We start from the raw sequence: 12,452 nt of genomic DNA on the forward strand, positions 1-12,452 counted from the left end.
CATCACCCGGTCCGCTGCGCCATCAGGAAATCGATGAACACCCGCATGCGCAGCGGCACGTGGCGCCCGTCGGGGTACAGCAGCGTGTAGGGCCGCGAACGGCCCGCGAAGGGCTTCAGCACCTCGACGAGCGAGCCGTCCGCCAATTCCTTCTCCACGACGAAGCGGTAGGTCTGGAACAACCCGGCGCCGCTTTTCGCGAGCGTGACGCCGCCAAGCACGTCGTCGGAACAGCTGTAGGCGCTGTCCGCGAAGACTTCGCGGTCCTTGCCGTTCTCCTTGAAGAGCCACGAAATGCGGCGGCCACTGCTGGGCAGCTCGAACTGGATGCACTCGTGCGCGGCGAGATCGTCCAGCGTGCGCGGCGTGCCGGCCTTCCGCAGGTATTTGCGCGTGGCGACCACGACCAGGTCCGCATCCTCGAGGTGCCGCGCGATCAGCGTGGAGTCGGGCTGGGCCCGCACGCGCACAGCCATGTCGTAGCCCTCTTCCACGAAATCGATGTTGCGGTTGCTCAGGTGCACGTGCAGCCGGATGTCGGGAAAGCGTTCGCGAAACGCCGGCAGCAAGGGCAGGATGCGGTGGTGGCCGTAGGTGGTCGGCACGCTGATGCGCAGCGTGCCCGAAGGCAGCGCCTGCTGGCCCGTCACCTCGCGCTCGGCCTCGGCGAGCTGCGCCAGCGCCTGTCGGCACTGTGCAAAGTAGGTGCGGCCCGCGTCGGTGAGCCGCACGCTGCGCGTGGTGCGCACGAAAAGCCGCAATCCCAGCCGCTTCTCGAGCCGGGAGATCGATCGGCTCACGGCCGCCGGCGTCACACCAGCGGCGAGTGCCGCCGAGGTGAAGCCGCCGCTCTCCGCAGCGAGGCAGAACAACTCGATGCTGCCCAGAAGGATGTCGCCGAACTGCCGCTGCATGGATTGATTACCTTGTGTATCAAGTGAAGTTCGAGTCTAGTGATTTATCTGTTTCGCTGTCATCAATACAGTTCTCCCCACGTCATCAACTTCCCTGGAGAACCGACATGCAGGACAACTCTTCCCTCACCGTGGTCATCACCGGTGCCTCGAGCGGCATCGGCCTGGGCCTTGCGCAGGCGTATCTCGCGCGCGGCTTCAACGTGGTCGCGAACGCGCGCACCGAAGAGCGGCTCGCAGCCGCCGCGAAGCAGCTCGGCAACCCGGCGCGCCTTCTCGGCGTGGCGGGCGACATCGGCCGCCGCGACACGGCGCAGCAGCTCGTCGACCGCGCCGTGGCGCGCTTCGGCCAGGTCGACGTGCTCGTCAACAACGCGGGCATCTTCAACGCGAAGCCTTTCGTCGACTACACCGAAGACGACCTCGAGCACATGGTGGCCACCAACCTCAAGGGCTTCGTCTACGCCTCGCAGGCCGCGGCAAAGCACATGGTTGCGCGCCGCCAGGGACACATCGTCAACATCACGGCGAGCATCGCGCTGCAGCCGAACCAGCAGGTGCCGGCCGTGTTGCCGGTGCTGATCAAGGGCGGCATCAATGCCGCGACGCGCGCGCTGGCGCTCGAACTCGCACCGCACAACGTCAAGGTGAATGCGGTGGCACCCGGCATCGTGGACACGCCGCTGTACACGCCCGAGCAGCACGGCTTCCTCAACGGCCTGGCGCCCGCCGGCCGCATCGCGACCGTGCAGGAGATCGCCGATGCGGTGCTCTACCTCACGAGCGCCGATTTCACGACCGGCATCGTGCTGCCCGTGGATGGCGGCATGAGCACCGGCAAGTGGTAATCACCTCAGTCATTCACCCAAGGAGCACACCATGCCTTTCATCAACCTGAAGATCACCCGCGACGGCGTCACGCGCGAACAGAAAACCCAGGTCATTGCCGAGTTCACGGAAACGCTCGAACGGGTGCTGAAAAAGCCGCCGGAATGGACGCACATCGTGATCGAGGAGATCGACACCGACGACTGGGGTTTCGCGGGCCTGACGACCACCGAGTACCGCAAGCGGCTGGCCGACCGTGCGAAGCCGCCGCAGTGAAGGAATGGCGCCGGACCGGGCCGCATTGCCCTCGATGTGAGGGGGAGTAACACGTCCGTTCCACCGGGTTTCACCTCTGTCCTGCGACAGCGCGACAGCCGAATCATGTCCGGCTGCGCAGCCCCTCCCCGTGCCGCGCCCACCCACGCACGAGGCTGCGCATGACGTCCCTGCAATCGCGCCACATCGACAACGTCTATTCGATCGCCACCGGCACGGCGCTGCGGGCCGATCCGGCGGCGAGCCTGGTGCACAAGTCATGGGCGCGCTGCGTGCGCGACCATGGGCTCGATCCGTCCCGGCCGACGCCCGCGCGCATCCTGCCGGCGCAGGAGGTGCGCGTGCACCAGCAGCAGCTCGAACACTTTTTACGTGCCGCGCGTGCGGGCATGGAAGACATCTACCGCCGCGTGGCCGAGCTGGGCTACATGGTGCTGCTGACCGACGCCGAGGGCATCACGGTCGACTACATCGGCAACCCGGCCTGGGACGACCAGCTGCGCCGCGCCGGCCTGTACCTGGGCGCCGACTAGAACGAGGCGCACGCCGGCACCTGCGGCGTGGGCACCTGCCTCGTCGAGCGCCAGCCGATGACCTGCCACCAGACCGAGCACTTCGACGCCACGCACATCGCGCTCACCTGCACGACGGCGCCGCTGTTCGACCACAGCGGCAAGCTCACGGCCATCCTCGACGTGTCGGCGCTGCGTTCGCCCGAGGCGCGCGAGAGCCAGCACCTGGTGCGCCACCTGGTGTCGATCTACGCGCGGATGATCGAGGACGCCGACTTCCTGCGGCACTTTCGCGGCCACTGGATCCTGCGGCTTGGCAGCGCCTTCGGGCTGGTCGACGTGGCAGGCGAAGTGATGCTGGCCTTCGACGAGGGCGGCACGGTGGTGGGCGCCAACGGGGGCGCGCGCGAGGTCTTCCTGGGGCGCCAGCCACCGCTGCTGGGCGGCGCGGTGTCGGAGCTGCTGCACCTGCCGATGGACGCGATCTGGCGGCTGGGCAACGGCGGCGCGTCGGCCCTGCCGTTTGCGCACACGGTGCTGCTGCCCGGCGGCGGCGAGTACCACGCCTCGCTGATCGCGCCGCGCCTGCGGCGCTCACCAGTCACGACGCCCGCATCGCCGCCGCCCCAACCTTCGGACCGCTTGCCGCCGCTCGAACGCATCGCGGGCGAGGACGACCCCGCCATGCAGCAACTGATCGCGCAGGCGCGCCGCCTGGTGGACCGCGGCATCCATGTGCTGGTCGAGGGCGAGACCGGCAGCGGCAAGGAGGTGCTGGCGCGCGCGCTGCATGGCGCGAGCCGGCGTGCGGCCCTGCCCTTCGTGGCGGTGAACTGCGCGGCCATTCCCGATTCGCTGATCGAGAGCGAGCTCTTCGGCTACACGCCCGGCAGCTTCACGGGCGGGCGCGCCAAGGGCATGAAGGGGCTGATCGCGCAGGCCGACCGCGGCACGCTGTTTCTCGACGAGATCGGCGACATGCCGATGGCGCTGCAGACGCGGCTGCTGCGCGTGCTGTCCGAAGGCGAGGTGCTGCCGCTGGGCGCCGAGTCGCCGCAGCGCGTGGACCTTGCGGTGGTGGCGGCCACGCACCGCGACCTGTCGGCGCTGGTCGCGGCCGGGCGCTTTCGCGAAGACCTGTACTACCGCCTGTGCGGCGCGGTGCTGAAGCTGCCGCCGCTGCGCGCGCGACGCGACCGGCGCTACCTGATCGAGGCGATGTTCCATGAAGAGGCGGCGGCGATGGGCTCGACCGCGCGGCTGTCGGAGGCGGCAATGCTGCGGCTGATGGCGCACGACTGGCCGGGCAACCTGCGCGAGTTGCGCAATGTGCTGCGACTGGCGCTGGCGCTCTGCACGGGCGCGAGCATCACGCCCGAGGAGCTGCGCCTGGCGCCGCATCGTCTGTCGCTCGACCACCGCGACGCCATGCCTTCCACGGTCGACGATGAAGACAGCGCCGCCGATGCCACGCGCCTGCTCGACGCGCTGCAGCGCCACCGCTGGCATGTGGCGCGGGCCGCGCAGGCGCTCGGCATCAGCCGCGCCACCGCGTACCGCCACATGAAGCGCTTCGGCATCGTGGCGCCGCAGCGCGGCTAACGCCTCAGGATCTGCTCGACGGCGCGCACGGCCGTGCCCAGGCCGTCTTCCGCGCGCATGCGTTCGCCCATCGCCCGGGCCCGCGCGCGCACCTGCGGGTCGTGCGCGAACGCGATGCCGCGTGCCAGGTCGTCGGCGCCGAACCGGGCACCCGCCACCGCGGGCGGTGCCGCGCCCGCCTGCGCGAGGTGGTGCGCCCAGAACGCCTGGTCGCCCGCGAAGGGCACGACCACCGAGGGCACGCCCGCGCGCGCGGCCGAGTGGCTGGTGCCCGAGCCGCCGTGGTGCACCACCAGTGCCATCTGCGGAAAGAGCCAGTCGTGCGGCGTGTCGCCGATGGCGTGGAAGTTCGGTGGCAACTGCTGCACATCCAGACCGCTCCATCCGGGGTGCAGCACCGCGCGCCGGCCGGCCACGCCGTCGACCAGGGCCGCGAGCAGCCGCGCCTTGTCGAAGCCCGTCATGCTGCCGAAGCCGATGTAGACGGGCGCCTCGCCGGCCGCGAGAAAGTCGCGCAGCGCCGTCGGTGGCTGCCAGTCGGGCGCGGGCGCGAGCCACTGCCCGCACACCGTCGCGTTGGCGGGCCAGTCGGCCGGGCGCGGCAGCAGGCTCGGCGAGTAGCCGTAGAGCACGGGATGCGTGGTCCACAGGCGCCGCCGCGGCGGCAGGCCGCAGACCTCGGCGCGCGCGGCATTCACGGCCGGCCGGAAGGCGCGCCAGAGCAGCCCGTTGACGAGGTGGTGGCTCGCGCGGTTCAAAAAGCGCGGCACGCGGGCAGGCGGCAGAAAGGGCGAGGCGAAGGCGGCCGTCGGCGTGAGCGGGAACATGCCCGCGCCGATGGCCGGCACGCCCAACGCCTCGGCCGCCGACAGGCCCACGAAGGCCGCGAGCCCCGCGCAGACGATCGCGTCGCAGCCCTGCGCGGTCTCGACGGTCTGGCGCAGCCAGGGCGTGGCGTTGGCATTGGCGATGTCCGCGAGCGCCTTGGCGGCGGCAGCCGGCTTGTCGCCTTGCGCGATGACACCGCCGAGCGCCTGCCGGATGTCGCCGGCCAGCGCCTGCGAACGCACGCCGAGCCGTTCGGCCGCGCCGAGCGTGGTGGCGTCCGCCAGCAGCACCGACGCATGGCCCGCGTCGTCCAGCGCGCGGCACAGCGCAGCGAGCGGGCGGGCGTCGCCCTCGGTGCCGTAGGTGAGCACGGCGAGTTTCATGGGGCGCGCCTCCTTGCAGCGGGTGGCTTCGGGGCCGTGCGCGCGCCGCCGACGAAGAGGTCGACGACCACCGCGAACTCGTCGCGCAGCACGAGGCCGGGCAGCGTGAGCCAACGCATCAGCGCGCCGAAGTACAGGTGGTGCAGCAGGCTCGCGAGGTGCGCGGCCGGCACATCGGTGCGCAGCGTGCCGGCCTGCTGGGCGGCGGCGATGAGCGCCTCGAACAGCCCCGACAGGTCGCGCGGCGTGCCGCGGTCACCGCCGCCGAGTTCGCTCTCGATGTTGAGAAAACGAAAGCGGAAGTAGTCGAGCAGGTAGGCGCGGTAGCGCTCGGACCATTCGGCCGAGGCATCGAGCAGGCCAGTGAGCTGCGCCGTGAAACCGGCCTTCGGGTCGATGGCCTCGTGCAGGCGCTGCGCATCGACCACGAGCTCGAGGTGCACCCAGTGCGCCAGGATCGCTTCCTTGGTCGGGAAGTGGTTGTAGAGCGTGCCCTTGGCCACGTCGGACTGCTGCGCGATCTGCTCCATCGTCGTCGCGTCGTAGCCCTGGGCTTCGAACAGGCGCATGGCGGTGGCGGCGACGTGGTCGAGCGTCTGGGTGCGGCGGCGTTCGCGGCGGCCGGGGGGTTCTGGTTCGGTCACGGTTCGGGGCCCTTGAATTTGAACGTCGTCCAATTTTATACGTCGTTCAAATTCTCATGCATCGTCTCAGTCTCGGTGAGACAGCGACAGGCACCTGCGACAAAACCCCCGCCAACCCCTTGATTCTTCGTCGCCTTCCGCACGGCACGAAAGCTGCGCCACGAACCCCGCGTGCGCCTTGCCGCGCCGCGATTCGATTCGATTCGTTCAACGACACAACGGAGACATGCAATGACAGACCCGACCACCGGCCCCACCCGGGCCGCCGCCCAATGGCTGGCCGACTTCGCCGCCGCGCTCGCACGCGGCGACATCGATGCGGCCGTCTCGCTGTTCGAGGCCGACAGCTACTGGCGCGACCTCGTCGCCTTCACCTGGAACATCCGCACGCAGGAAGGCGCGGGCGCCATCCGCGCGATGCTGCAGGCGCGCCTGGCCGACACGCAGCCCACGGCCTTCGCGCTCGAAGGCGAGGCGACCGAGGCCGACGGCGTGGTCGATGCGTGGTTCGGCTTCGAGACGCGCGTGGCGCGCGGGCGCGGCCATCTTCGCTTGCGCGATGGCAAGGCCTGGACGCTGCTCACCACCATGACGGAGCTGAAGGGCTTCGAGGAAAAGACCGGCGACAACCGCATCAAGGGCGCGGAGCACGGCGTGCACAAGGGCCGCAAGAACTGGCTCGAAAAGCGCCGCGACGAAGAGGCCGCGCTGGGCTACACCGAGCAACCCGAGGTGGTGATCATCGGCGGCGGCCAGGGCGGCATCGCGCTGGGGGCGCGGCTGCGTCGGCTGGGCGTGCCGACGATCATCGTGGAGCGCAACGCCAAGGCCGGCGACTCCTGGCGCAAGCGCTACAAGTCGCTGTGCCTGCACGATCCGGTCTGGTACGACCATCTGCCCTACATGCCCTTCCCCGACGACTGGCCGGTGTTCGCGCCCAAGGACAAGATCGGCGACTGGCTCGAGATGTACACGAAGATCATGGAGCTCAACTACTGGAGCTCCACGAACGCGACCAAGGCGCGCTTCGACGAGGCCACGCAGCGCTGGGAGGTGCAGGTGGAGCGCGAGGGCAAGCCGGTGACGCTGCGCCCGAAGCAGCTGGTGTTCGCGCTCGGCGTGTCGGGCTATCCGAACGTGCCGAAGGTGGCGGGCGCCGAGAACTTCCTGGGCGACCAGCACCACTCCAGCCAGCACCCCGGGCCGGAGGCCTACGCCGGCAAGAAGTGCGTGGTGCTGGGCTCGAACAACTCGGCGCACGACATCTGCGCGGCGCTGTGGGAGCACGGCGCCGACGTGACGATGGTGCAGCGCTCGTCCACGCACATCGCGCCCTCGCAGTCGCTCATGGAGCTGGCGCTGGGCGGGCTGTATTCCGAGCAGGCGGTGAAGAGCGGCATCGACCACCACAAGGGCGACCTGATCTTCGCCTCGGTGCCCTACAAGATCATGCACACCTTCCACATCCCGGTGTACGAGGAGATGAAGAAGCGCGACGCCGACCTGTACGCGCGGCTGGAGAAGGCCGGCTTCCTGCTCGACTTCGGCGTGGACGGCTCGGGCCTGTTCATGAAGTACCTGCGGCGCGGCTCGGGCTACTACATCGACGTGGGCGCCTCGGAACTGGTGGCCAACGGCAGCATCCACCTCAAGAGCGGCGTGAACATCGAGCGCGTGAACGAACGCTCGGTCACGCTCACCGACGGCACCGAGCTGCCGGCCGACCTGCTGGTGTACGCCACGGGCTACGGCTCGATGAACGGCTGGCTGGCCGACCTGATCTCGCCCGAGACCGCCGACAAGGTCGGCAAGTGCTGGGGCCTGGGCTCCGACACGCCGAAGGACCCGGGTCCGTGGGAAGGCGAGCTGCGCAACATGTGGAAGCCGACCCAGGTCAACAACCTGTGGTTCCACGGCGGCAACCTGCACCAGTCGCGCCACTACTCGCAGTTTTTGGCGCTGCAGCTGAAGGCGCGCATGGAAGGGTTCGACACGCCGGTGTACGAGCTGGCGGCGTCGCACCACAAGCGCTGAGCGGCCCGGCTTCCTCTCCCCTCGGGGAGAGGGAGTCATTCACTCCTGGATGAAGCGGCGCAAGCCTTCGAGGTCGGTCACGGTGATGCCGCCGTACTCGATGTGCAGGAACCCGGCCTCCTTCAGCCGGTTCAGCGCCGCGTTGCAGCGCTGGCGCGACACGCCCGACAGGTTGGCGATCTCTTCCTGCGAAGTCTGCAGATGCGGCTCGCTGCCCGGATGCAGCCACGGGTGGAACAGGCCGGCCAGCGCGCGCGCCACCTGGCTGTCGGCGTCGAGCAGGCGGTGCGCGGCGTAGCTGCCCATGAACCAGTGCAGCCGCTCGTTGATCTGCTGCAGCAAAAAGTGATCGAAGCCGCGCTGCGTGCGGTGCAGCCACTCGAAGGTCTCCAGCGGCAGCTGCGCCACGCGGCTGGGCCGAAGCGCAATGATGTCGGCCGAGCGCGGCACGGCGCGCAGCAGCGTGCCTTCGCCGAACCAGCTGCCCACCGACAGCCCGCCCAGCGTGACCGAGCGGCCGTCGCTGGAGGTGATCGACCACTTGAGCAGCCCTTCGAGCGTGCCGTACCAGTGCAGCGGCGTGTCGCCGCGCCGGCACAGCGCGGCGCCGGCGGCCACCTCGACCTCGCGCATCTCGTCGAGCACGCGCTCGCCCGCGCCCACGTCGAGCAGCGGGAACCAGGCCGAGCCCTGCAGCAGCTGGGGAATGGTCAGGGAGGCCGCGGGGATCGCCGGCTTGGTCGAGGGCATGCCGTCTTTTTTATTTACCGCGCGCCCTTGAGCTGCTGCAGCTCGGCCTGCGCCTCGTGCAGCTTCTTCTCGCGGTCGGCGATCTTGCTGGCGCGTCCCTTCTCCTGGGCTGCGCGCAGGTCACGTTCGCGCTCGGCCACCTTGCGCTCCTGGGCGCGGATGCGCTTCTGGTGCTCGGCCGCCAGCTTGGCGTCGGTGCAGTTGCGGTTCACTTCGGCCAGCGCCGTTTCGAGCCCGCGCACGCGCTGCTTCTGGCCCTTGGACTTGGCCATCTCGATGTCGCGGCCGATGGCTTCGCGCTTGGCGTCGCAGGTGGCGGGGCCGGCGGGTTGCGCGGCGGCCCCGAGGGCGGTGAACGCGGCCGCGGCGGCCAGCACGAGGGGCAGAAATTTCATGGAGAGGTTCCTTGTGTGCGCAACGGCGCAGGGGCAACTTTAGCGGCTGGCGCCGCGTAAACCCTGCCCCTGAATGTCGTCGCGATGACTGAGTACGAACGCATCACAAAAAATAATGGCGCGCCCCCCTGACTGACTGACCGAACGACCGACCCCAGGAGCCCCGAGCATGTCGAAGCGCAAAGTGATCGTGACCATCGCCCCCACCGGCGGCATGGCGCACAAGTCGCAGAACCCCCACCTCCCCACCCAGCCCGCCGAGATCGCCGCCGACGTGCTGCGCTGCTGGAACGCCGGCGCCAGCGTGGTCGCCATCCACGCGCGCCGCCCCGACGACGGCGCCACCTGCAACGCCGAGGTGTACCGCGACATCAACAGCCGCATCCGCGCGGCCGGCAGCGACATCGTGCTGAACAACTCCACCGGCGGCGGCGTGCACGGCGACATGGTGAAGCCGCTGGCCGGCGACCGCTGGGAGATCGCGTGGGAAGAGCGCATCAAGGGCATGGACGCCGGCGCCGAGATGTGCACGCTGGACGCCACCACGCTCAACCTGAGCTTCGAGGGCAAGCAGATCCTGATGGACACGCCGATCACGCGCGGGCGCGAGCTGGCCGCCGGCATGAAGGCACGCGGCATCAAGCCCGAGTGGGAGGTGTTCAGCCCCACGCACATCCTGCAGGACACGACCACGCTGATCGAGGAAGGCCATGACGACGAGCCCTACTTCGTCAACCTGGTGATGAACGTGCACCGCAACTTCCAGAACGCGATGCCGTACTCGCCGCGCAACCTGCAGATGATGGTCGACACGCTGCCCAAGGGCGCCATCTTCGGCGTGAGCGGCATCGGCATGTCGCAGCTCGAGGCCAACGTGGCGGCGCTGCTGCTGGGCGGCCATGCGCGCGTGGGGCTGGAAGACAACCTCTACTTCCGTCACGGCGAACTCGCCACCAACGTGCAGCTCACCGAGCGCATCGTGCGCGTGATCCGCGAGCTCGACATGGAAGTGGCCACGCCGGCCGAGGCGCGCCAGATCATGGGCCTGCCGCGCGTGGGCGGCCCGCGGCCCGAGTTCGCGCTCGGTTGAAGACAGACAACAACGACAACGACAACGAACGGAGACACCGCACATGAACATTCCCCGCACCGCCCTGGCCCTCGCGCTCGGCGCCCTCTTTGCATCGAGCGCCTTCGCCCAGGTGTCCGACGACACCATCCGCATCGGCTTCATCAGCGACATTTCGGGCATCTACCGCGACTACGACGGCCCGGCCGGCGCCGAGGCGATCCGCATGGCCATCGCCGACATGGGCGGCGCCATCAATGGCAAGAAGATCGAGCTGGTCACGGCCGACCACCAGAACAAGCCCGACATCGCCGCTGCCAAGGCGCGCGAATGGTTCGACGTGAACAAGGTCGACATGCTGATCGGCGGCGTGAACTCGGGCGCGGCCATTGCCATGGCCGGCGTGGCGGCCGACAAGAAGAAGCCGTACTTCGTGGTGGGCTCGGGCGCGTCCAGCCTCACCAACGAGTACTGCTCGCCCTACACCGTGCACTACGCCTACGACACGGTGGCCATGGCGCGCGGCACCGCGAGCGCGGTGGTCAAGGCCGGTGGCAAGAGCTGGTACTTCGTGGCGGCCGACTACGCCTTCGGCGCCGCGCTGCAGAGCGACGCCACCAAGACCGTGCAGGCCAGCGGCGGCACGGTGGCGGGTTCGGTGAAGCACCCGCTGGGCGCGAGCGACTTCTCGTCGTTCATGCTGCAGGCGCAGAGCTCGAAGGCGCAGGTGCTGGCCCTGGCCAACGCGGGCGGCGACACGGTGAACGCCATCAAGTCGGCAGCGGAGTTCGGCATCAGCAAGAACATGAAACTCGCCGGCATGATCATCACCATCAACGACGTGCACGCGCTGGGCCTGAAGGCTTCGCAGGGCATGTACCTCACCGACAGCTGGTACTGGAACCAGAGCCCCGAGTCGCGCGCCTGGGCGCGGCGCTTCTTCGACAAGCACAAGCGCATGCCCTCCTCCTTCCATGCCGGCGACTACTCCGCCGCGCTGCAGTACCTGCAGGCCGTGAAGGCCGCGGGCAGCGACGACGCCGACAGGGTGATGGCGCAGCTGCGCAAGACCAAGTTCAACGACATGTTCGTCAAGGGCGGCTGGCTGCGCGACGACGGCCTCATGGTGCACGACATGCACCTCATGCAGGTGAAGACGCCGGCCGAGTCGAAGGAGCCGTGGGACTATTACAAGGTGATCGAGAACATCCCCGGCGAAGCCGCGTGGACCACCAAGACGGAGAGCCGCTGCGCGCGGTGGAAATCGGCATGAACCTCACCACCGACGTGAAGCGCGTCGCCGTCGTCGGCACCGGCGTGATCGGCGCCAGCTGGGTCGCGCACTTCCTCGCGCACGGGCTCGACGTGAACGCGACCGACCCCTCGCCCGGCGCCGAAGACCGGCTGCGCGCCGCCGTGGCGCAGCACTGGCCGACGCTGGAACGCTTCGGTCTGGCCGAAGGCGCCTCGGTCGATCGCCTGCGCTTTCACGACAGCCTGGAAGACGCCGTGGCCGTGGCCGACTTCGTGCAGGAGAACGGCCCCGAGCGCATGGATTTCAAGATCGACCTGTTCCGCCGCATGGACGCGGCCGCGCCGCCGGAGACGGTCCTCGCGTCGAGCTCGTCGGGCCTTGCGATCAGCGGCGTGCAGTCGGGCTGTGCGCACCCGCAGCGCGTGGTGCTGGGGCATCCGTTCAACCCGCCGCACCTGATTCCGCTGGTGGAGGTGATCGGCGGCGAGCAGACCTCGCCCGGCACCATCGCCCGCACGATGGCCTTCTACGCCGCCATCGGCAAGCGGCCGATCCACGTGAAGCGCGAGGTGAAAGGCCACATCGCGAACCGGCTGCAGGCCGCGCTGTGGCGCGAGGCGTTTCACCTCGTCAACGAAGGCGTGGCGAGCGTGGCCGACATCGACACCGCCATCGCGCACGGCCCCGGCCTGCGCTGGGCCGTGATGGGGCCGTTTATGAACCTGCACCTCTCGGGCGGCGCGGGCGGCATCGCGCACCTGCTGGCGCACCTGGGCGGTCCGATCGAAGACTGGTGGAAGGACCTGGGAGCACCGTCGATGACGGCCGAGCTAAAGCAGCAAGTGGTGCAAGGCGTGGACGACGCCCTGGGCACGCGCCACACCGCCGACCTCGAAGCCGCGCGCGACACCCTGCTGTTGAACCTGATTCGCGCCAAGGCCGAGACGGGTACGCTGGATTGA

General features: G+C 69.3%; 11 protein-coding genes and 1 pseudogene. 7 read left to right on the top strand and 5 right to left on the bottom strand.

The window, feature by feature from the left end; translation table 11 throughout:
- Nucleotides 1-2: 2 nt before the first annotated feature.
- On the bottom strand, nt 3-914 hold the full coding sequence (locus AC07OX_RS29645) for a LysR family transcriptional regulator (RefSeq protein WP_495263058.1): 912 nt from the start codon (nt 912-914) through the stop codon (nt 3-5).
- Nucleotides 915-1,021: 107 nt separating this feature from the next.
- Here AC07OX_RS29645 and AC07OX_RS29650 point away from each other — a divergent pair, with 107 nt between their 5' ends.
- From AC07OX_RS29650 to AC07OX_RS29660, 3 genes and pseudogenes are all read left to right on the top strand, one after another.
- Complete coding sequence (locus AC07OX_RS29650; RefSeq protein WP_495263057.1) at nt 1,022-1,762, top strand: SDR family NAD(P)-dependent oxidoreductase; 741 nt, start codon at nt 1,022-1,024, stop codon at nt 1,760-1,762.
- Nucleotides 1,763-1,793: 31 nt separating this feature from the next.
- Nucleotides 1,794-2,018: a tautomerase family protein gene (locus tag AC07OX_RS29655; protein ID WP_139703453.1), complete on the top strand. Its 225-nt coding sequence runs from the start codon at nt 1,794-1,796 to the stop codon at nt 2,016-2,018.
- Nucleotides 2,019-2,179: 161 nt separating this feature from the next.
- Nucleotides 2,180-4,132 (top strand): annotated as a pseudogene (locus AC07OX_RS29660) (sigma-54-dependent Fis family transcriptional regulator).
- On the opposite strand, the gene AC07OX_RS29665 reads toward AC07OX_RS29660, so the two are convergent.
- Both AC07OX_RS29665 and AC07OX_RS29670 read right to left on the bottom strand, forming a co-directional pair.
- Nucleotides 4,129-5,343, bottom strand: coding sequence for a glycosyltransferase (locus AC07OX_RS29665; RefSeq protein WP_495263056.1), 1,215 nt, complete (start codon nt 5,341-5,343; stop codon nt 4,129-4,131). The pseudogene AC07OX_RS29660 and the gene AC07OX_RS29665 sit on opposite strands and share 4 nt — an antisense overlap.
- Nucleotides 5,340-5,987, bottom strand: a complete 648-nt coding sequence (locus tag AC07OX_RS29670) for a TetR/AcrR family transcriptional regulator (protein WP_495263055.1) — start codon at nt 5,985-5,987, stop codon at nt 5,340-5,342. Before AC07OX_RS29670 ends, AC07OX_RS29665 begins: the two co-directional genes overlap by 4 nt.
- Before the next feature lie 231 nt (nt 5,988-6,218).
- Here AC07OX_RS29670 and AC07OX_RS29675 point away from each other — a divergent pair, with 231 nt between their 5' ends.
- Complete coding sequence (locus AC07OX_RS29675) at nt 6,219-8,021, top strand: NAD(P)/FAD-dependent oxidoreductase (RefSeq protein WP_495263054.1); 1,803 nt, start codon at nt 6,219-6,221, stop codon at nt 8,019-8,021.
- Between the two features lie 39 nt (nt 8,022-8,060).
- Here the strand turns inward: AC07OX_RS29675 and AC07OX_RS29680 are convergent, their stop codons facing one another.
- Nucleotides 8,061-8,771, bottom strand: coding sequence for a Crp/Fnr family transcriptional regulator (locus AC07OX_RS29680; protein WP_062470280.1), 711 nt, complete (start codon nt 8,769-8,771; stop codon nt 8,061-8,063).
- A gap of 14 nt (nt 8,772-8,785) precedes the next feature.
- Entirely contained in the window at nt 8,786-9,166 is a 381-nt protein-coding gene (locus tag AC07OX_RS29685; protein WP_495263053.1) for a DUF1090 domain-containing protein, read from the bottom strand.
- 169 nt (nt 9,167-9,335) lie between these two features.
- On the opposite strand from AC07OX_RS29685, the gene AC07OX_RS29690 reads away from it, so the two are divergent.
- The 3 genes from AC07OX_RS29690 to AC07OX_RS29700 are packed head-to-tail and all read left to right on the top strand — an operon-like array spanning nt 9,336 to nt 12,452.
- Nucleotides 9,336-10,256, top strand: a complete 921-nt coding sequence (locus AC07OX_RS29690; protein WP_159279034.1) for a beta-keto acid cleavage family enzyme — start codon at nt 9,336-9,338, stop codon at nt 10,254-10,256.
- A 43-nt stretch (nt 10,257-10,299) separates the two neighbouring features.
- Nucleotides 10,300-11,508, top strand: a complete 1,209-nt coding sequence (locus AC07OX_RS29695) for an ABC transporter substrate-binding protein (RefSeq protein ID WP_495263052.1) — start codon at nt 10,300-10,302, stop codon at nt 11,506-11,508.
- Entirely contained in the window at nt 11,505-12,452 is a 948-nt protein-coding gene (locus AC07OX_RS29700; RefSeq protein ID WP_495263051.1) for a 3-hydroxyacyl-CoA dehydrogenase NAD-binding domain-containing protein, read from the top strand. Before AC07OX_RS29695 ends, AC07OX_RS29700 begins: the two co-directional genes overlap by 4 nt.

This window comes from Variovorax sp. GW821-FHT09D07, from assembly GCF_059416345.1.

Coding starts and splice junctions, on each gene's coding strand:
- AC07OX_RS29645 (WP_495263058.1), bottom strand. CDS start 914: ATGCAGCGGCAGTTCGGCGACATCCTTCTGGGCAGCATCGAGTTGTTC.
- AC07OX_RS29650 (WP_495263057.1), top strand. CDS start 1,022: ATGCAGGACAACTCTTCCCTCACCGTGGTCATCACCGGTGCCTCGAGC.
- AC07OX_RS29655 (WP_139703453.1), top strand. CDS start 1,794: ATGCCTTTCATCAACCTGAAGATCACCCGCGACGGCGTCACGCGCGAA.
- AC07OX_RS29665 (WP_495263056.1), bottom strand. CDS start 5,343: ATGAAACTCGCCGTGCTCACCTACGGCACCGAGGGCGACGCCCGCCCG.
- AC07OX_RS29675 (WP_495263054.1), top strand. CDS start 6,219: ATGACAGACCCGACCACCGGCCCCACCCGGGCCGCCGCCCAATGGCTG.
- AC07OX_RS29680 (WP_062470280.1), bottom strand. CDS start 8,771: ATGCCCTCGACCAAGCCGGCGATCCCCGCGGCCTCCCTGACCATTCCC.
- AC07OX_RS29685 (WP_495263053.1), bottom strand. CDS start 9,166: ATGAAATTTCTGCCCCTCGTGCTGGCCGCCGCGGCCGCGTTCACCGCC.
- AC07OX_RS29690 (WP_159279034.1), top strand. CDS start 9,336: ATGTCGAAGCGCAAAGTGATCGTGACCATCGCCCCCACCGGCGGCATG.
- AC07OX_RS29695 (WP_495263052.1), top strand. CDS start 10,300: ATGAACATTCCCCGCACCGCCCTGGCCCTCGCGCTCGGCGCCCTCTTT.
- AC07OX_RS29700 (WP_495263051.1), top strand. CDS start 11,505: ATGAACCTCACCACCGACGTGAAGCGCGTCGCCGTCGTCGGCACCGGC.